This is a genomic window from Micrococcus sp. GbtcB5, assembly GCF_019091605.1.
Classification (GTDB): Bacteria; Actinomycetota; Actinomycetes; order Actinomycetales; family Micrococcaceae; genus Micrococcus; species Micrococcus luteus.
The window spans coordinates 1-259 of record NZ_JAGXJK010000248.1 but is presented as its reverse complement, the minus strand read 5'-3'; the positions used below and the strand labels follow the sequence as shown (position 1 = coordinate 259).

The window sequence follows — 259 nt, the reverse complement described above, 5'->3', positions numbered from 1 at the left end:
ACTCGGCGTGCTCGAAGATCTCGGCGTCCTCGTTCTTGTCGAGCGCCACGTTGGTCTTGGCGGTCTTCATGCCGGCCAAGTGCTGGATGGCGCCGGAGATGCCGAGGGCGATGTACAGGTTCGGGGGCACGATCACGCCGGTCTGGCCCACCTGGCGCTCGGCCGCGGTGTAGCCGGAGTCGGCGGCGGCGCGCGAGGCGCCCACGGCGGCGCCGGGGTCCTCGGCGGGCGGGTCGCCGAGCGCGGAGGCCCCCCCCGT

Annotated in this window: 1 protein-coding gene; it reads right to left on the bottom strand. The window is 74.1% G+C overall.

What is annotated here, in order from left to right:
* Positions 1-259: FAD-binding protein (locus KVS67_RS12230; RefSeq protein ID WP_217565470.1), on the bottom strand; the 259-nt coding region annotated here is incomplete at both ends.